At 70.9% G+C, this 17,105-nt stretch carries 15 protein-coding genes; 4 read left to right on the top strand and 11 right to left on the bottom strand.

All coding sequences use genetic code 11. The annotated features are described in order from the left end of the window. Window positions 1-36: 36 nt before the first annotated feature. The 9 genes from glpK to DA075_RS01460 form a co-directional block, all read right to left on the bottom strand. On the bottom strand, window positions 37-1,530 hold the full coding sequence (glpK, locus tag DA075_RS01500; RefSeq protein WP_099951700.1) for a glycerol kinase GlpK: 1,494 nt from the start codon (window positions 1,528-1,530) through the stop codon (window positions 37-39). 153 nt (window positions 1,531-1,683) lie between these two features. Beyond that, a complete protein-coding gene (locus DA075_RS01495; protein WP_099951699.1) occupies window positions 1,684-3,429 on the bottom strand; it encodes an ABC transporter substrate-binding protein in 1,746 nt (581 codons plus the stop codon). Between the two features lie 73 nt (window positions 3,430-3,502). Next, on the bottom strand, window positions 3,503-3,784 hold the full coding sequence (locus DA075_RS01490) for a DUF2160 domain-containing protein (protein WP_099951698.1): 282 nt from the start codon (window positions 3,782-3,784) through the stop codon (window positions 3,503-3,505). 16 nt (window positions 3,785-3,800) lie between these two features. Beyond that, window positions 3,801-4,598 (bottom strand): carbohydrate ABC transporter permease, encoded by a 798-nt coding sequence (locus DA075_RS01485; RefSeq protein ID WP_048433526.1) that lies wholly within the window; start codon window positions 4,596-4,598, stop codon window positions 3,801-3,803. Then, the gene (locus tag DA075_RS01480; RefSeq protein WP_099951697.1) at window positions 4,598-5,572 is read right to left on the bottom strand and encodes a carbohydrate ABC transporter permease; all 975 of its coding nucleotides are present in this window, start codon (window positions 5,570-5,572) and stop codon (window positions 4,598-4,600) included. The genes DA075_RS01485 and DA075_RS01480 overlap by 1 nt, the downstream gene beginning before the upstream one ends. Next, complete coding sequence (locus DA075_RS01475; protein ID WP_099951696.1) at window positions 5,569-6,663, bottom strand: ABC transporter ATP-binding protein; 1,095 nt, start codon at window positions 6,661-6,663, stop codon at window positions 5,569-5,571. The genes DA075_RS01480 and DA075_RS01475 overlap by 4 nt, the downstream gene beginning before the upstream one ends. A gap of 16 nt (window positions 6,664-6,679) precedes the next feature. Then, window positions 6,680-7,765, bottom strand: a complete 1,086-nt coding sequence (locus DA075_RS01470) for an ABC transporter ATP-binding protein (protein ID WP_099951695.1) — start codon at window positions 7,763-7,765, stop codon at window positions 6,680-6,682. 22 nt (window positions 7,766-7,787) lie between these two features. Next, window positions 7,788-9,335: a glycerol-3-phosphate dehydrogenase gene (gene glpD / locus DA075_RS01465; RefSeq protein ID WP_099956334.1), complete on the bottom strand. Its 1,548-nt coding sequence runs from the start codon at window positions 9,333-9,335 to the stop codon at window positions 7,788-7,790. 134 nt (window positions 9,336-9,469) lie between these two features. Then, complete coding sequence (locus DA075_RS01460) at window positions 9,470-10,279, bottom strand: DeoR/GlpR family DNA-binding transcription regulator (protein ID WP_210207013.1); 810 nt, start codon at window positions 10,277-10,279, stop codon at window positions 9,470-9,472. Between the two features lie 140 nt (window positions 10,280-10,419). Here DA075_RS01460 and DA075_RS01455 point away from each other — a divergent pair, with 140 nt between their 5' ends. Next, a complete protein-coding gene (locus DA075_RS01455) occupies window positions 10,420-10,644 on the top strand; it encodes a type II toxin-antitoxin system ParD family antitoxin (RefSeq protein ID WP_099951694.1) in 225 nt (74 codons plus the stop codon). 423 nt (window positions 10,645-11,067) lie between these two features. On the opposite strand, the gene DA075_RS38085 is transcribed toward DA075_RS01455, so the two are convergent. Beyond that, window positions 11,068-12,141: an RHE_PE00001 family protein gene (locus DA075_RS38085; protein WP_099951693.1), complete on the bottom strand. Its 1,074-nt coding sequence runs from the start codon at window positions 12,139-12,141 to the stop codon at window positions 11,068-11,070. Between the two features lie 203 nt (window positions 12,142-12,344). Between DA075_RS38085 and DA075_RS01445 the strand changes: the two genes are divergently transcribed. Genes DA075_RS01445 through DA075_RS01435 form a run of 3 tightly spaced genes read left to right on the top strand, consistent with a single transcriptional unit; the run spans window position 12,345 to window position 16,093 of the window. Continuing rightward, window positions 12,345-13,313 (top strand): glycosyltransferase family protein, encoded by a 969-nt coding sequence (locus DA075_RS01445; protein ID WP_338067996.1) that lies wholly within the window; start codon window positions 12,345-12,347, stop codon window positions 13,311-13,313. Further along, window positions 13,310-14,275: a glycosyltransferase family 2 protein gene (locus DA075_RS01440; protein ID WP_244936475.1), complete on the top strand. Its 966-nt coding sequence runs from the start codon at window positions 13,310-13,312 to the stop codon at window positions 14,273-14,275. Before DA075_RS01445 ends, DA075_RS01440 begins: the two co-directional genes overlap by 4 nt. Before the next feature lie 57 nt (window positions 14,276-14,332). Continuing rightward, on the top strand, window positions 14,333-16,093 hold the full coding sequence (locus tag DA075_RS01435) for an ABC transporter ATP-binding protein (RefSeq protein WP_099951692.1): 1,761 nt from the start codon (window positions 14,333-14,335) through the stop codon (window positions 16,091-16,093). A gap of 22 nt (window positions 16,094-16,115) precedes the next feature. On the opposite strand, the gene DA075_RS01430 is transcribed toward DA075_RS01435, so the two are convergent. Further along, on the bottom strand, window positions 16,116-17,090 hold the full coding sequence (locus tag DA075_RS01430; RefSeq protein WP_244936473.1) for a C45 family autoproteolytic acyltransferase/hydrolase: 975 nt from the start codon (window positions 17,088-17,090) through the stop codon (window positions 16,116-16,118). Window positions 17,091-17,105: the final 15 nt, after the last annotated feature.

Genomic DNA, 17,105 nt, shown 5'->3' with positions numbered 1-17,105 from the left:
CGGACAGGGGGCCGAAAGGCCCCCTTCCCTTTCGCCCTACTTCCCCACCAGGCAGCTCACCGCCTTGCGCCAGCCGGCCAGCCGGCGCTCGCGCAAGGTCGGCTCCATCGCCGGGGCGAAGCGGCGCTCCAGGCGCCAATGGTCAGCGAAGTGCTCGGGCTCCGGGTAGAGGCCGCAGGCGAGCCCCGCCAGATAGGCCGCGCCGAGCGCCGTCGTCTCCTTCACCTCGGGCCGGTCCACGGGAGCGGCCAGGAGGTCGGCGAGGCGCTGCATCGTCCAGTCCGAGGCGACCATGCCGCCATCGACCCGCAGCACCGTGGCGCTGCCGTCGCCGTCCGGCCAGTCGGCCCGCATGGCCGCGAGCAGGTCGGCGGTCTGGAAGCAGACGCTCTCGAGGGCTGCGCGGGCGAGCTCGGCCGGGCCGGTGCCGCGGGTCAGCCCGAACAGGGCGCCGCGGGCATCGGGCTCCCAGTGGGGGGCGCCGAGGCCCACGAAGGCCGGCACCAGGTAGACGTCCTGCGCCGGGTCGGCCCGCTCGGCGAGCGCCCCGGTCTCGGCGGCCGAGTCGATCACCCCGAGCCCGTCACGCAGCCACTGCACCGCGGCGCCCGCGACGAAGATCGAGCCCTCGAGCGCGTAGGTGCGCTGGCCCTTCAGCTGGTAGGCGATGGTGGTGAGGAGCTTGTTCTTCGAGGCGACCGGCTGGGAGCCGGTGTTGAGGAGGGCGAAGCAGCCGGTGCCGTAGGTCGACTTGACCATGCCGGCCCGGAAGCAGGCCTGGCCGACGGTCGCGGCCTGCTGGTCGCCGGCGACGCCCCGGATCGGGATCGCGGCGCCGAACAGGTCCGGGTCGGTCTCGCCGAAATCGCCCGAGGAATCGCGCACCTCCGGCAGCATCGAGGCCGGCACGCCCAGCAGCCCCATCATCTCCTCGTCCCAGACGCCGCGATGGATGTCGAAGAGCAGGGTGCGCGAGGCGTTGGTGGCGTCGGTGACGTGGAGCCGGCCGCCGGTGAGGCGCCAGAGGAGATAGGAATCGACGGTGCCGAAGGCGAGCTCGCCGGCCTCCGCCCGGGCCCGGGCCCCCGGCACGTTGTCGAGGATCCAGGCGATCTTGGTGCCGGAGAAGTAGGGATCGAGGATGAGGCCGGTCTTCGCCGTCACCGCGGGCTCGTGGCCGGCCTCCTTGAGGCGGGCGCAGATCCCGGCCGAGCGCCGGTCCTGCCAGACGATGGCGCGGTGCACGGCCTCGCCGGTGCGCTTGTCCCAGACCAGCGTCGTCTCGCGCTGGTTGGTGATGCCGATCGCCGCCACGTCCCGCGCCGTGGCCCCGGCCTGCTTCATCGCCGCCCGGCAGGTCTCGAGGGTGGTGCGCCAGAGGTCCTCCGGCTCGTGCTCGACCCAGCCCGAGGCCGGGAAATGCTGCGGGAACTCGGCCTGGGCGAGGCCCGCGATCGAGGTGTCGGGGCGGAACAACAGGGCGCGCGAGGAGGTGGTGCCCTGGTCGATGGCGAGGATGAGGGAGGACATCGGTCTGGCGCTCGTCACAAAGGGGGTGGTTCCGCCGTGTCGTAGGCTATGACAGCCTCCCTCGCGACGAGCGCGGCGGTCACCGCCATCATGGCGATATCCTGATCATCGCGGACAGGAGAGCCGGGGCTGCGTGCCCCGGCTCCCGCAAGGTCAGCCGCGCTTCGGGGGCGAGGCCGGCCAGCTCTTGATCAGGGTGTCGTAGTCGATCGTCTCACCCTTCGGCTTCTCGTCGGCGAGCTTGCGCTGCGGCGCCAGCGTGCCGTCCTTCTTGGCCTGCTCGTACCAGTGCTCGGCCGAGGTCTTCGGGTTGAGCTTCGGGCCGCACTCGCCCTGCACCTTCGAGCGCTCCAGGCGCGCCATCACGTCGTCCTGGGCGTTGGCCAGCGCGTCCATCGCCGCCTGCGGGGTCTTGGCGCCCGAGGAGGCGTCGCCGATGTTCTGCCACCACAGCTGCGCCAGCTTGGGATAGTCCGGCACGTTGACGCCGGTCGGGGTCCACTGCGTGCGGGCCGGCGAGCGGTAGAACTCGACCAGGCCGCCGAGCTTCGGCGCCCGCTCGGTGAAGGACTTGTCCCAGATGTCGCTCTCGCGGATGAAGGTGAGGCCGACATGGCTCTTCTTCAGGCTGACCGTCTTCGAGACGATGAACTGCTGATAGAGCCAGGCGGCCTTGCGGCGCTCGAGGGGGGTCGACTTCAGCAGGGTGAGCGAGCCGGCATCCTGGTAGCCGAGCTTCATGCCCTCCTTCCAGTACGGGCCCTTGGGCGAGGGCGCCATGCGCCACTTCGGCGTACCGTCCTGGTTCATGACGGGCAGGCCCGGCTTGACCATGTCGGCGGTGAAGGCGGTGTACCAGAACATCTGCTGGGCGACGTTGCCCTGCGACGGGACGGGTCCGGATTCCGAGAAGGTCATGCCGGCCGCCTGCGGCGGGGCGTACTTCTTCAGCCAGTCGACGTACTTGGTGACGGAATAGACCGCCGCCGGGCCGTTGGTGTCGCCGCCGCGCTCGATCGAGGAGCCGACCGGGCGGCAGCCCTCCATGCGGATGCCCCACTCGTCGACCGGCTTGCCGTTCGGGATGCCCTTGTCGCCGTTGCCGGCCATCGACAGCCACGCGTCGGTGAAGCGCCAGCCCAGGGACGGATCCTTCTTGCCGTAGTCCATGTGGCCATAGACCTTGACGCCGTCGATCTCCTTCACGTCATTGGTGAAGAAGTCGGCGATGTCCTCATAGGCCGACCAGTTGACCGGCACGCCGAGCTCGTAGCCGTACTTGGCCTTGAACTTCTCCTTGAGGTCGGGGCGGGTGAACCAGTCGTAGCGGAACCAGTACAGGTTGGCGAATTGCTGGTCGGGCAGCTGGTAGAGCTTGCCGTCCGGAGCGGTGCCGAAGGACTTGCCGATGAAATCGTCGAGGTCGAGGGTCGGCGAGGTGACGTCCTTGGCCTCATTCTTCATGAAGTCCGACAGGGCCACGGTCTGGCCGTAGCGGAAATGGGTGCCGACGAGGTCGGAATCGTTGATCCAGCCGTCGTAGATGTTCTTGCCCGACTGCATCTGGGTCTGGATCTTTTCCACCACGTCGCCCTCCTGCAGGAGGTCGTGGCGCACCTTGATCCCGGTGATCTCGGTGAAGGCCTTGGCGAGGGTGCGGGCCTCGTATTCGTGCGTGGTGATGGTCTCGGAGACGAAGTTGATCTCCATGCCGGCGAAGGGCTTCGCCGCATCGACGAACCACTGCATCTCCTTGAGCTGCTCGTCCTTCGAGAGGGTCGAGGGCTGGAACTCGGTGTCGACCCAGCGCTTGGCCTCCTCCATGCCGGCGAAGGCGTGACCGGCGGCGAGGCTCAAGGCCAGCGCGCTCGCGGCCGTCAGCAATCCGTGGCGTCTCATCGTGGTGATCCTCCCTCTGGTGGTGACGAAACCCGCCTGATGCCGGCTCGAACCGGACGTAGCGGCGGGTCCTCTAAGCGAAGCGGAACATCACCGCTCCGTAAACGAGCGAGAGCGCGAGCGCCCATTCGAGGCTCGGGCCGACGAGGCCGAGCCAGGCAAGGTTGATGAAGGCGGCGCCGACCAGCGTCAGGAACAGCCGGTCGCCGCGGGTGGTGGGGATCCGCAGGATCCCGACCGTCTCGGTCTCGGGCCGCCAGACGGCGAGCGCGGTCATCACGGCGAGCAGGCCGGCGATGACCGCGAAGAACAGAGCGGTCTGCCAGGTCCAGGCCATCCAGGCGAAATCAGGCATCGCGAGAACTCCCCGATCACACCCGGCCGAGGGCGAAGCCCTTGGCGATGTAGTTGCGCACGAACCAGATCACGAGGGCGCCCGGCACGATGGTGAGCACGCCCGCCGCCGCGAGCAGGCCCCAATCCATGCCGGCGGCCGAGACCGTGCGGGTCATGGTGGCGGCGATCGGCTTGGCGTCGACCGAGGTGAGCGTGCGGGCCAGCAGCAGTTCCACCCACGAGAACATGAAGCAGAAGAAGGCGGCGACGCCGATGCCCGACGCGATCAGCGGCATGAAGATCTTCACGAAGAAGCGCGGGAACGAGTAGCCGTCGATCGCCGCGGTCTCGTCGATCTCCCGCGGCACGCCGGACATGAAGCCTTCGAGAATCCACACCGCCAGCGGCACGTTGAACAGGCAGTGGGCGAGCGCCACGGCCCAGGGCGTGTCGAACAGGCCGACCGCCGAGTACAGGTTGAAGAAGGGCAGCGCGAACACCGCCGGCGGCGCCATCCGGTTCGACAGGAGCCAGAAGAACAGGTGCTTGTCGCCGATGAAGCTGTAGCGCGAGAAGGCGTAGGCCGCCGGAAGCGCCAAGCCGATCGACAGGACCGTGTTGATCGCCACGTAGGACAGCGAGTTCAGGTAGCCGCCGTACCAGCTCGGATCGGTGAAGATCCGGATGTAGTTGTCGAACGTGATGGCATGCGGCCAGAGCGTCATGCTGGTGTTGATTTCCTGATTGGTCTTCAGGCTCATGTTGACGAGCCAGTAGATCGGCACCATCAGGAACAAGAGGTAGAGCGTCATCACGACGTGGCGCGGGCGCATCAGGCGGCCCTCCGGTCGAGCGGGATGGTGGTGGCGGGGGGCAGGCTGCCGGAGGCGCTGGCGTCGGCCGGGTCGCTCTCGGTCAGCACCGTGCGGTTGCCGGCGTCCACGTTGGTCATCACGGTGTAGAACACCCAGCACACGCTCAGGATGATCAGGTTGTAGACCAGCGACATCGCCGCCGCCCGGCCGAGGTCGAACTGGCCGAGCGCCAGCTTGACGAGGTCGATCGACAGGAAGGTCGTGGCGTTGCCGGGCCCGCCGCCGGTGAGCACGAAGGGCTCGGTATAGATCATGAACGAATCCATGAACCGCAGCAGCACGGCGATCAGCAGCACCCGGCGCATCTTCGGCAGCTGGATGGTACGGAAGATCGCCCACTGGCTCGCCCCGTCGATGCGGGCGGCCTGGTAATAGGCGTCCGGGATCGACTTCAGGCCGGCATAGCACAGGAGCGCGACGAGGCTCGTCCAGTGCCAGACGTCCATGGTCACGATGGTGACCCAGGCGGCGAGCGCGCTGCCGGCGTAATTGTAGTCGATGCCGATGCGATTGAGGAGCGAGCCGAGGAGACCGATATCGGTGCGGGCGAAGACCTGCCAGATCGTGCCGACGACGTTCCACGGGATGAGGAGCGGCAGGGCCATCAGCACGAGGCAGAAGGCGACCCCGCGGCCCTCCCGCGGCATCGAGAGCGCCACCGCGATGCCGAGCGGCACCTCGATCGCCAGGATGATCGCGGAAAAGAGCAGGTTGCGCCACAGCGAATCGAAGAAGCGCTCGCCGAACTGGCTCGACGGGTCGAGCAGCTCCTGGAACCAGCCGAGGCCGTTCCAGAAGAACTGGTTGTTCCCGAACGTATCCTGGACCGAGTAGTTCACCACCGTCATCAGCGGCAGCACCGCCGAGAAGGCGACGACGGCGAAGACCGGCAGGACGAGGAGCCAGGCCTTCTGGTTGACGGTCTTGGTCATGCGGCGCCTCCGGCCAGGCCGGGCACCAGGGCGCCGTCGGCGTAGATGTGGATCTGGCGCGGATCGAGGGTCAGCGCCGCCTCAGCTCCGTCGAGGCTCTGGCCCTCCGCCACCGTGGCGACGAGGGGCCGGCCGCCGAGCTCGACCCGGGCGAGGCGCTGGCGGCCGATATCGTCGATGCGCCGCACCTGGACGGGCAGCCCGAGGCCCTTGGGCGCGAGATGCACGTATTCGGGCCGGACGCCCAGCTCGATCCGCTTCCCCGTCGGCAGGTCCGGGTAGTGCCGGGCGAGCGGGATGGCGTGGCCCTCGATCGTCGCGGTCGCGCCCTGCACCTGAGCGGGAAGCAGGTTCATGCCCGGCGAGCCGATGAAGTGGCCGACGAAGGTGTGGGCCGGGCGCTCGAACAGCTCGTCTGGGGTGCCGGTCTGCACCACCGCGCCGTCATGCATCACCACCACCGTGTCGGCGAAGGTCAGCGCCTCGGTCTGGTCGTGGGTGACGTAGATCATCGTCAGGTCGAGCTTGCGGTGCAGCTCCTTCAGGGTGGAGCGCAGCTGCCATTTCAGGTGCGGGTCGATGACGGTGAGCGGCTCGTCGAACAGGATCGCCGCCACGTCCGGGCGCACGAGGCCCCGGCCCAGCGAGATCTTCTGCTTCATGTCCGCCGTCAGGTTGTTGGCGCGGCGGTCGAGGACCCGGGTCAGGTCGAGGAGCCCGGCGATCTCCTCCACCCGCGACCGGATGGTGGCCGGCGCGACGCGCCGGTTCTTGAGCGGGAAGGCCAGGTTCTCGCGCACCGTCATGGTGTCGTAGACGACCGGGAACTGGAACACCTGGGCGATGTTGCGCCCCTCGGTCGGCACCGTGGTGACGTCGCGGTCGTCGAACAGGATGCGGCCGCGGGTCGGGACCACCAGCCCCGAGATGATGTTGAGCAGCGTGGACTTGCCGCAGCCGGAAGGGCCGAGCAGCGCGTAGGCGCCGCCCTGGCGCCAGACGTGGTCGATCTCCTTCAGCGCGTAATCCTGCGGGCCTTGCGGGTTCGGCCCGTAGGCATGGGCGAGATGGTCGAGGGTGATGCGGGCCATGGATCCCCTCTCCTGTTCAGGCCGCCGTCGGCAGGTCGAGGGCGGCGGTACGGCCCCCTTCGTCGAATACCAGGGCGTGGCGGGGGTCGAGATAAGCGGTGACGGCGGTGCCGGGCTCGAGCCGGCGCACGCCCGTCACCAGCGCGATCAGGCGGCTCTCGCCGGCGTCGATATGCACGAAGCTCTCCGAGCCGGTGATCTCGGCGACCGAGACGGTGGCGGGCAGGGCGATCGCCTCGCCCGGCAGGGGATCGAGGGCGAGGTGATGGGCGCGAAACCCGATCGTGTAGGCGCCGTCCGGGAGGGTCGCCAGCGTGCCGGTCGCCCGGACCTGGCCACCGGTCGGCAGGGTGACCCGGCCGCCGGCCTTCACCACGCTCAAGGTGTTGAGCGGCGGGTCGGAGAAGACCTTCGCGGTGATCAGGTCGTCGGGCCGGCGGTAGACGTCCGGCGTCGGGCCGACCTGGGTGACGCGGCCCTGGTGCAGGGTGGCGGTGCGCCCGCCGAGCATCAGCGCCTCCGCCGGCTCGGTCGTGGCGTAGACGAAGATCGCACCGGTCGCCGCGAAGATGCGCGGCAGCTCCTCGCGCAGTTCCTCGCGCAGCTTGTAGTCGAGATTCGCCAGCGGCTCGTCCATCAGCACCAGGTCGGCGCGCTTGCACAGGGCCCGGGCGATGGCGGTGCGCTGCTGCTGGCCGCCGGAGAGTTCGAGGGGCTTGCGCTTGAGGTAGGGCTCCAACCGGAGGAGGCCTGCCGCCTCGCGCACCCGCGCCTCGATCTCGCTCTTCGCCACACCGGCCACCCGCATCGGCGAGGCGATGTTCTCGTAGACCGAGAGCGAGGGGTAGTTGATGAATTGCTGGTAGACCATCGCGACGTTGCGGCGTTGCACCGGCAGCCCGGTCACGTCCTTCCCGTCGGCGATGATCCGCCCCTCGCTCGGCGCCTCCAGCCCGGCCATCAGGCGCATCAGCGTCGTCTTGCCGGCCAGGGTCTGGCCGAGCAGCACGTTGAGCGAGCCCTTGGGCAGCGCCAGGCTGACGTCGCGGATATGCGTCTCCGGGCCGACCCGCTTGGTGATGGTCTCCAGGATCAGGGTCATGGCGCCCTCCCGTCTCTTCTTGTCAGGCCGCGTTGGGGGCGGCGGCGGCGCGGCGCATGAAGTCGTCGAGGGCGGCGGCCTCGGCCGGCGCGACCCTAAGGCCGAGTTTCGAGCGGCGCCAGAGCACGTCGTCGGCGGTCGACGCCCATTCGCGGCGCATCAGGTGGCGCACCTCGCGCTCGGTGAGGTCGGCGCCGAAGAGGCGGCCGAGATCGGCGAGTCCGCGGGCGCCGCTCAGGATCTCCCGCGCCTCGGTGCCGTAGGCCCGCACCAGCCGGGCGACCAGCGCCTCCGGCACCCCCGGATGCTGGCGCGCGAGGCCCGCCACGACGTCGTCGTAGCTCTCCTTCGGGAAGTTGCCGCCCGGCAGGACGGCGCCCGCGGTCCAGGCGCTCTTTCGGGCGGCCGGCAGATGGTCCTTCAGGCGGTCGAGCGCCGCTTCGGCGAGGCGCCGATAGGTGGTGATCTTGCCGCCGAAGACCGAGAGCATCGCCGGCTGTCCCTCCGGCGCGTCGAGGGTCAGCACGTAGTCGCGGGTGGCTTCCTGGGCCTTCGACGCGCCGTCGTCGTAGAGCGGGCGCACGCCCGAATAGGTCCACACCACCTCGTCGCGGGTGACGGGATCGCGGAAATACTCGCTGGCGGCAGCGCAGAGATAGGCGATCTCCTCCTCGCTCGCCTTCACGTCGGCGGGGTCGCCCTTGTAGTCGCGGTCGGTGGTGCCGATCAGCGTGAAGTCGCGCTCGTAAGGAATCGCGAAGATGATGCGCTGGTCGGCATTTTGGAAGATGTAGGCGCGGTCGTGCTTGAAGAGGCGCCGCACCACGATGTGGCTGCCCTGGACCAGACGCACGCCCTCGGTCGAGTTCGCCCGCGCCACGCCGGTGAGCACGTTGGCGACCCAGGGCCCGGCGGCGTTGACGAGGGTGCGGGCCCGCACGGTGTCGCGGGCGCCGGTCTGGCGGTCCTCGACGGTGACCTCCCACAGGCCCTCGCTGCGGGTCGCGGTGACGACCCGGGTGCGCGGGCGGATCACCGCGCCGCGCTCGGCGGCGTCGCGGGCATTCAGCACCACGAGGCGCGAATCCTCCACCCAGCAATCCGAATATTCGAAAGCGCGGCGAAAGCCGGGCTTCAGCGGCTCGCCGGCGGGATCGCGGGTGAGGTCGAGGGTGCGGGTGCCGGGCAGGCGCTTGCGGCCGCCGAGGTTGTCGTAGAGCAGGAGGCCGAGGCGCAGGAGCCAGCCGGGCCGCAGGCCCGCATGATGCGGCAGCACGAAGCGCAGCGGCCAGACGATGTGGGGCGCCATGCCCCACAGGACCTCGCGCTCCATCAGGGCCTCGCGCACCAGGCGGAACTCGTAGTGTTCGAGGTAGCGCAAGCCGCCGTGGATCAGCTTGGTCGAGGTCGAGGACGTGCCGCTGGCCAGGTCGTTCTGCTCGAACAGCACCACCGAGGCGCCGCGGCCCACCGCGTCGCGGGCGATGCCGCAGCCATTGATGCCGCCGCCGATCACCGCGAGGTCGAACACCCCGCGCTCGTCGCCGGGCTGCTGACGCCTGGGGGCCAAGGCCACCTCCCTGTCGGAGCCGTTCGGCTCTTTCGTTTGCATCCTGGCGCGAATCTAGACGCGTGCCGGGGCGGACGCAAGCGAAACCGAAAGCGGAAGGGTGCGAATGAAAGCCTAAGACTTTCGGTTTTGCGTCACTCCGCGGCGTCGGGCGTGTCCTGCGCCTCGAGTCCGGCCTCGACCAGGGCGACGCGGTGGGCGGCGCACATTTCCCGCAGGGCAACGGAGGGCAGCGCGTCGGTGACGAAGTAGTCGAGCTCGCGCAGGTGGCCGACCCGGATCGGCGCCGAGCGCTCCAGCTTCAGCTTGTCGGCGACCAGGATGACCCGGCGGGCATTCTCGATGATGGCGCGGGCGACCCGCACCTCGCGGTAGTCGAAATCGAGCAGCGTGCCGTCCTCGTCGATCGCCGAGACGCCGATCACCGCGTAATCGACCTTGAACTGGTTGATGAAATCGACCGCCGCCGAGCCGATCACCGCTCCGTCGGCCCGCCGCACCGGCCCGCCGGCGACGATCAGGCTCATCTTCGGGTGGCGGTAGAGCAGGGTCGCCACGTTGAGGTTGTTGGTGATCACGAGGAGATCCTCGTGGTCGCCGAGCGCCCGGGCCACCTCCTCGGTGGTGGTGCCGATATTGATGAACAGCGAGGCGCTGTTGGGGATGAGCCGCGCCGCGGCGGCGCCGATCGCCCGCTTCTCGCCGTGCGCGACGAGGCGGCGCGCCTCGTACGAGACGTTCTCGACGCCCGAGGCCACCACGGCGCCGCCGTGGATGCGCGACAGGAGCCGGCTGTCGCAGAGTTCGTTCAGGTCCTTGCGGATCGTCTGCGGCGTCACCTCGAACCGCGCCGCCAGTTCCTCGACGCTGACCCGCCCGTGCAGGCGGGCGAGAGCGAGAATGTCCTGCTGGCGCTGGGAAACCTGGTCGATCACGACGCGCATGCCTTGGTCTGGCCCGGGAGCTTCGCCCGCGGGGGCGCGGGGGCCGCATTGTCGGGGCAAGCGGGGGCGGGCGCAATCGGGAGGGGGGCCGGTGCTGGGAACGGATCGATGTCGCGTATGACGGAGCGCGGAGGTGGCCCATGATCCGGACCGTGACGATCCCGCTCGACGATGATCTCGGGCCGTCCATCGACGGGCCGGCGGCGAGCGGCCGGCCCGCCTCGGTCGCCGAGCCGGGCGCGACGCGCGACACGTTGCGCACCCCACTGATCGAGGGCGAGGCCAGCGGCCGGTTCGAAGATCTCGATACCGACTCGTTCCTGGCGTCGATGCCGCGGTCGGCGGCGCGCCGAGGGCCTGCCTGATGTTCTCTTGACAGTCTCGACATCCCCCGTGTCATCCCGGGGCACGCCGGAAGGTGAGAACCCGGGATCCCTCTCCGCTGACGCAGGAGAACGGAGCGGATCGCGGTCCGTCTGTTCCGACATCGTCGGCGATGATGGATCCCGGGCTCCGCGGCGCGGCCCCGGAGTGACGACGGAGAACGGGAATCCGGTCGACCAACTCAGCCGAGCTCTCGCAGAGCGACATCGTTTATCGCGCCTCTCCCATCTGCGACGTCGTCCTCAGGCGCCGCGTAGCGGCCTCGGAGGCCTCCAGACGTCTCCGCGATCCCTGGAAGCCTCCTTCAAGGTCGGTCGATCTTCAATCGATCGACACCTCAGAATGAGGTTGCGGGTGGAAGAGAAGGACCGGCACAACGCCGTCCATCCAGGGTGAAGGGCCCGTCACACGATCCCCCATGCCCGATACCGCCGCCGCTCCGTCAATTCCCGCGGCCGGGCCGGCCCCAATTCCAGCAGCATCGCCTCCACCGCCTGCGGGCTGACCGCGAGGGCCCGGGCGGCGCTCGCCACCGTGACGAGGGGAGTGCCGACGAACAGGTCGACGAGCTGCGGCAGGCGCGAGGTCCGGCGCCGCCCGGCGCAGGCGCGCAGCATCACCTCGCGGGCGAGCGCCAGGCGGTCGAGATCGCGCCCCATGAGGCGGGCCGAGGTCTCGACCGCGCCGAGGAGGCCGGCCAGGCGGTCGGCGGGCGGCTGAGCCCGCGACCAGCGCGCTTGGGCATCGCGCAAACCCAGCGCCAGGGCCGGCAGGTGGGCGGCGGCCTTGCCCCGGGCCCGCAGCAGGGCGGCCGCGGCGAGCGGGCCGCGATGGCCCCGGCGCGGGGCCGGATCGAGCACCAGCCAGGCATCGAGGGCGATGGCGGCCGCCAGCACAGCCGGCAGGTCGCGGGTCTCGTCGAGGACCCGCCGCCAGGACGCGAGCGGGTCGTCCATCGCCGGGCGTGGGGTCGGCGCGCCCGCCTCGTAATCTGCGAGGGTGCGGCGGGTCCGGGCGAGCAGCCTGTCGATGGCGGCGAAGGCCGGCTCCTCCGCCGCCTCCGGCTCGCACGCGTCCAGCTCCTCGTCCGCATCCTCGTCCTTCGCCGCGCCCGACCCGGACCCGGCCAGCAGCGCCCAGCCGGCACCCGAGAAGGCCCAGCCCGGGGCTGCGGCGGCGAGCCGGCGTCGGTCGGCCAGCACCGCGACGGCGCGCCCCAGCGCCAGGGTCGGGCGGCGCACGTCCATCGCCGCCTCGTGCAGCACCAGGTCTTCCAGGGCGACGAGTTCGCCGTCGAGGTGCAGGGCGGCCTGCGCATCGAACAGGTGCGCCCGCGCCCGGGCGCCGTCGGCCAGCACCGGCTCGGTCCGGGCCAGGCGCTCATCGGCGCGCACCAGCGCGTCGGACGCCGCCTCCAGGGGGCCGGCCAAGCCCCGCCAGGTGGGGGGAAGACGGACCGCATCGATATCGTAAACCATTGCGGCGGCACGATAGGGAACCTCACGCCCAAGGGAAGGGGTTTTTCGCTTGGGTCACAGGGAAAGCGCGAGCGCTGGCCCGGAACGCGGCTTCAGACCCTCGTGCCCGGAGAGGCTCGGTCGCCCCGCATCGCCGCAATTTCGCTGCCGCGCCGGCGTATTGACCCGCCCCGCCCGACGGCCCTACGGCGACGAGGCCATCCGTGACCCACACCGACGCCGCGCCGGACGCGGGCGTGCGCCAGCCTTCCGCCGAGACGATCCTGCCGACTTCTTCCACTCCCGATTCCCGGCCCGTCGCCATCGGCATCACGGTCTTCCGGCCGGATGCGGCGCAGGTCGCCGCCCTGCGCGCCCGGGTCGCCGCGGAGACGCGCCGGACCATCGTGTTCGACAATGGCGGCCTGCCGGCGGAGGAAGCCGCCCATCTGACCGCGCGCGGCGCCCTCGTGCTGTCGGCGGGCCGGAACATCGGAATCGGCGGCGCCCTCGACGCGATCGCGCAGGCGGCGATCGCCGCGGGCGCGGCGCAGGTGCTGCTCCTCGACCAGGATGCGGCGTTCTCGCCCGATCAGGTCTCTGCGCTGGAGGCGGCGCTGGCGCGGCTGCGGGGTTCGAGCCCGCCGCCGGCCGTCGTCGGGCCGCGGCCGGACGCGGCGCCCGGCCGCAAGGCACCGGACTATCCGCGCCGCCCGAAGATCCCGGCCGCCGGCTCGCTGGTGCCGGTGGAGTTCCTGGCCACCTCCGGCTCGCTCGTCGACCTCGCGGCTTACGCGCGGATCGGCCCGTTCCGCAGCGACTTCTTCATCGACGGCGTCGACCTCGAATGGTGCTTCCGCGCCTGGGCCCACGGCTATGGCTGCTGGATGGAGACCGGGACCGCCCTCCCCCACCGGGTCGGCGCCGGGGTGATCCGCTCGAACCTTCTCGGCATCGAGATGCCGCGCCAGCCGCTGTTCCGGATGGCGGCCTACCTGCGCAACAGCGTCTATGCCTGGCGGCTGCCGCACGTGCCCCGGCGCTGGCGCCTCCGCCAGGCCGCCTACCTGCCGCTCCAGGCCTTGCTCTTCTGGGCCGATGCCGGCTACCGCCCGGGCGTGCTCGCGCAGCTCGCCGGCGCGGTGCTGGACGGCCTGCGCGGCCGGCTCGGACCGCCGCGAGGACTGCCATGATCGCCGATATGACCGCCGGTCCGAGCCCTGCCCTCGATGTCGTGATCGTCAACTGGAACGGCGGCGCCTTGCTGCGGGCCTGCCTCGCCAGCCTGGCCGCGGCCGAGGGTACCCTCGGCGACTCCCTGTCCTTGCAGGTCGTGGTGGTCGACAACGCCTCGCGCGACGGCTCGCTGGAGAACCTGCCGCGGCTGCGCCATGGCCCGAAGGTGATCGCGAATCCCGACAACCAGGGCTTCGGCCGGGCCTGCAACGCGGGCGCGGCGCGGGGCCGGGCGCCCGCGATCCTGTTCCTCAACCCCGATGCGCGGGTCACGGCCGAGAGCCTGTCCGGCGCCTACGCGGCCCTGATGGCGGATCCGGGCACCGGAATCGTCGGCGCGCAGCTCCGCGACGAGGCCGGGACGGTGCAGCGCTCCTGCGCCCGGCGGCCGACCGCGCGCGCGCTGATCGGCCAGGCGCTCCTCCTCGACCGGGCGCGACTGGTGCCCTCCCACTTCATGACCGAGTGGGACCACGCCGAGGACCGGGCGGTCGATCAGGTGATGGGCGCCTTCCTGATGATCCGCCGCTCGCTCTTCACGGCGTTGGGCGGCTTCGACGAGCGCTTCTTCGTCTATTACGAGGATGTCGATCTCTGCGCTCGGGCCCGGGACGCAGGTTTCGTCGTGCGCCATCTCGCCGGCATCGCCGTGCGGCACGAGGGCCAGGGCACCACCCGGGCGGCCAAGGCCCACCGGCTCGCCTGCTTCCTCGAGAGTCAGATCCGCTACGCCGCCAAGCATCACGGCCGGGCGACCGCGCTCGCCCTGATGGCGACGGCCTTCGGGGCGCAGGTGCCGTTGCGCCTCGCCCAGGCGCTGGCGCGGCGCTCAGTACCTGAGGCCGGGGAGGTCCTGCGCGGAGCGGGCCTGCTCGCCCGGGCGCTGCCGGGCCTGATGCGGGCGATCGGGCCTCGATAACCCCCCTCCCCTCTCTCGCCCCCTTCCCCTGACCTTGAAGTCCCGCATGAGCCCACGATGCGCGCCCTGATCGACATCCTCCGCGCCATGACCCCGCGCGAGCGCCGCCGCGCCGGGCTGATCGGGGCCGGGCTCGCCCTTGCGGCCCTGCTCGAGGTCGTCGGCGTCGCCTCGGTGGTGCCGTTCCTCACGCTCGTCGGCGATCCGGGCGCGGCGGCGCGGGTCCCGGCGCTGGCGTCGATCCGCGACGGGCTCGGGCTCTCCGACGACCGCACCTTCCTGATCGTCGTCGGGCTGAGCGCGCTGCTCGCCATCCTCACCACCTCCTGCGTCAATGCCGGGCTCACCTATGCCCAGCTGCGCTTCAGCCACAGCGTCGGCTACGGCTTCGCCCGCCGGCTGCTGTTTCGCACTATCGACCGCGAGCGGCTGTTCTTCACCACCGCCAACAGCGCCGCGCTCGCCAAGACGATCCTGAGCGAGACCGACCGCCTCGTCGTCGGCGTGCTGACGCCGGCCACCGTCATCGCCTCGCGGGCGACCTCGGCGCTGGCCGTGATCGTCTTCCTGATCGTCGTTTCGCCGCGCCTCGCGCTGATCCTCGGTGCCGGCTTCGGCGGGCTCTATGTCGGGATCTTCCTGGTGGTGCGGGCGCGGCTCGCGCGCATCGGCGCCCGCGCCGTGGCGGGCAACGAGGCCCGGTTCCGGGTGGTGCACGAGACCCTCGGCGGCCTCACCGAATTGAAGCTCTACGGCCGGGCGGAAGGCTTCGCGCGCCGGTTCGAGGCGCCGGCCCGCGCCTACGCACAAGCCAGCGCCGAGAGCCTGCTCACCGGGCAGCTGCCGCGCTTCGTCATCGAGGCCCTGGCCTTCGGCGGGGTGATCGTGGTGGTGCTGTTCGCGCTCTCGCAGGGGCTCGACACCGCCGGCATCCTGCCGCTCCTCGGCCTGTTCGCCTTCGCGGGCTACCGGATGCTGCCGGCATTCCAGAACGTGTTCAACGCGCTCGCGCTTCTGCGCTTCACCCTGCCGGCGGTGCGGCTCGTGGTCGAGGGGCTCGACGGCGAGCGGCCCCCGACCCCCCGCACGCCCGAGCGCCTGCCGTTCCGTGAGGCCATCCGCCTGGAGCACGTCGGGTTCGACTACGAGCCCGGCCGGCCGGCTTTGTCGGACATCGACCTCACGATTCCGGCCCACACCACGATCGGCCTCGTCGGCCGCACCGGCTCGGGCAAGTCGACCCTGGTCGGCCTGATCCTCGGCTTCCTTACCCCCACGGCCGGCCGCATCGCGGTCGACGGCGTAACGCTCGATGCCGACACCCTGCCGGCCTGGCAGAACCGCATCGGCTACGTGCCGCAGGACATTTTTTTGATCGACGGCACCGTCGCCGAGAACATCGCCTTCGGCCTCGACGCGATCGACGCGGCCGCGGTGGAGCGGGCGGCCCGGCTCGCCGGCGCGCACGACTTCGTCGCCACCTTACCGGAGGGCTACGCCACCCGCGTCGGCGAGCGCGGCGCCCGGCTCTCCGGCGGCCAGCGCCAGCGCGTCGGCATCGCCCGGGCGCTCTACCACGACCCGGACGTGATCGTGTTCGACGAGGCGACCTCCGCCCTCGACGACGAGACCGAGGGCGTGGTGATGCGGGCCGTGCAGGGGCTTGCCGGCACTCGCACCCTGATCATGATCGCCCACCGCCTCACCAGCCTCGCCGGGGCCGATACGGTGCACGTGCTGGAGGGCGGCAGGATGGTGGCCTCGGGTCCGCCGGAGCAGGTGCTGCCGCAGGTGGCGCGGGCCGTGGATCAGGGCTGATCGCGCGAGGGGTGCCGGCGGATCACGCTTCCAGCTCGCCGTAATCGTGGGTGTAGGCCCCCTCCTCGAACCGGTCGAAGCTCTGGCTCCAGCTGTGGCCGGGCCAGAGGTAATCGACCCGGCCCGACGCCGGCCGGTACACGGCGGTATAGGCCGTGGTGAAGCTGAGCTTGCGCGAGTAGAGCGGCGGCGCGAAGAAGCGCCCCGCCAGCGTTTCGAGGCTCATGGCTGGATCGGCCAGCGCCTCCTCCAGCACCCGCTGGCGGAGGGCCGAGCGGGAGGCGGGCAGGATCCGCTCCTGGTGGTTGGTGCAGGTCATCTGGCGCGTCACCGCGGGCTCGCGCCGGGGCCCGAGGAAGACCGTGGCGTGGTCGCCCCATCGGTCGAGCACGGTGACGTTGTGGAGCTGCACCGCCGGGAGGCGGCAGAGCGCGGCCACCGCCTCGGGAACCGAGCCGCAGGTCTCCAGCACGTAGCGCAGCATCTGGATGATGGCGAAGCCCTGCCCCCGCCGGGCGATGCCGCCGAGGGTGCAGCTGGCCACCAGCCCGTCCTCGTTCATCCCGTCGAGGCAGCCGCCCCAGGGCCGCTGCACCATCCCGATCACCCGCCGCCCTCCCCAGGCGGTCAGCTCGATGCGGCCGGTGATCGAGGTCAGGGGATAATCGTAGTTGCGGATGAGGGCGGGTCCCTCGTCGCCGAGCCACACCGCCTGGCTGCATCCCTGCCTGTGCGCGGCCGGGCGGTAATGGCTGAGGATGCGGTGGGCGAGATCGTCGTCGCCGACCATCCCGCACAGGTCGTCGTAATGCGGAACGAGCTCGGGCATGTGCTGCGAGAGAGCAGTCCTGCACTCGGCGGATGACGGCCCGTCGGACACCCCGTCCCCGAGATACCACCGCGCCGCATCGTCCCGCCCGTCCCGGAAGCGCGCGAGCCACGAGGCGCCGGGCCGGTCCTCACGGTGGGCGGTGAAGGTCTTTTCCATGCGGTTCATGTAGGTGCACCGCCC

The sequence above is a fragment of the Methylobacterium currus genome, assembly GCF_003058325.1.
Lineage (GTDB): Bacteria > Pseudomonadota > Alphaproteobacteria > Rhizobiales > Beijerinckiaceae > Methylobacterium > Methylobacterium currus.
The sequence above is the reverse complement of the archived record's forward strand: the minus strand, read 5'-3'. Positions and strand labels throughout refer to the sequence as shown.

What these genes read in the sequence shown, in the direction of transcription:
- glpK (WP_099951700.1), bottom strand. Translation starts at nt 1,530, where the DNA reads ATGTCCTCCCTCATCCTCGCCATCGACCAGGGCACCACCTCCTCGCGC.
- DA075_RS01440 (WP_244936475.1), top strand. Translation starts at nt 13,310, where the DNA reads ATGATCGCCGATATGACCGCCGGTCCGAGCCCTGCCCTCGATGTCGTG.
- DA075_RS01470 (WP_099951695.1), bottom strand. Translation starts at nt 7,765, where the DNA reads ATGACCCTGATCCTGGAGACCATCACCAAGCGGGTCGGCCCGGAGACG.
- DA075_RS01460 (WP_210207013.1), bottom strand. Translation starts at nt 10,279, where the DNA reads ATGCGCGTCGTGATCGACCAGGTTTCCCAGCGCCAGCAGGACATTCTC.
- DA075_RS01435 (WP_099951692.1), top strand. Translation starts at nt 14,333, where the DNA reads ATGCGCGCCCTGATCGACATCCTCCGCGCCATGACCCCGCGCGAGCGC.
- DA075_RS01480 (WP_099951697.1), bottom strand. Translation starts at nt 5,572, where the DNA reads ATGACCAAGACCGTCAACCAGAAGGCCTGGCTCCTCGTCCTGCCGGTC.
- DA075_RS01495 (WP_099951699.1), bottom strand. Translation starts at nt 3,429, where the DNA reads ATGAGACGCCACGGATTGCTGACGGCCGCGAGCGCGCTGGCCTTGAGC.
- DA075_RS01455 (WP_099951694.1), top strand. Translation starts at nt 10,420, where the DNA reads ATGATCCGGACCGTGACGATCCCGCTCGACGATGATCTCGGGCCGTCC.
- DA075_RS01430 (WP_244936473.1), bottom strand. Translation starts at nt 17,090, where the DNA reads ATGAACCGCATGGAAAAGACCTTCACCGCCCACCGTGAGGACCGGCCC.
- DA075_RS38085 (WP_099951693.1), bottom strand. Translation starts at nt 12,141, where the DNA reads ATGGTTTACGATATCGATGCGGTCCGTCTTCCCCCCACCTGGCGGGGC.
- DA075_RS01490 (WP_099951698.1), bottom strand. Translation starts at nt 3,784, where the DNA reads ATGCCTGATTTCGCCTGGATGGCCTGGACCTGGCAGACCGCTCTGTTC.
- DA075_RS01485 (WP_048433526.1), bottom strand. Translation starts at nt 4,598, where the DNA reads ATGCGCCCGCGCCACGTCGTGATGACGCTCTACCTCTTGTTCCTGATG.
- DA075_RS01475 (WP_099951696.1), bottom strand. Translation starts at nt 6,663, where the DNA reads ATGGCCCGCATCACCCTCGACCATCTCGCCCATGCCTACGGGCCGAAC.